Below are 221 nucleotides of genomic sequence, written 5' to 3'. Positions count from 1 at the left end.
GTTGTGTGTGGGTTGATTGAACCAGGCTTAGCTAGTACTTGACCACGTTCAACGTCTTCACGCTTAGTACCACGTAGAAGTGCACCAATGTTCTCACCAGCACGACCTTCGTCAAGAAGCTTACGGAACATCTCAACACCAGTACAAGTAGACTTAGTAGTCTCTTTGATACCAACGATTTCAACTTCGTCATTCACGTTGATGATACCAGCTTCAACACG

At 45.2% G+C, this 221-nt stretch carries 1 protein-coding gene; it reads right to left on the bottom strand.

Features of this window, described 5'->3' with window-relative positions:
- The coding region (locus tag AN392_RS18280) for an EF-Tu/IF-2/RF-3 family GTPase (protein ID WP_268796107.1) at positions 1-221 on the bottom strand (221 nt) is incomplete at both ends.

This window comes from Pseudoalteromonas sp. P1-16-1b, from assembly GCF_001401785.1.
Lineage (GTDB): Bacteria > Pseudomonadota > Gammaproteobacteria > Enterobacterales > Alteromonadaceae > Pseudoalteromonas > Pseudoalteromonas undina.
Note: the sequence above shows the minus strand (reverse complement) of the source record. Positions and strands in the feature narration are given on the sequence as shown.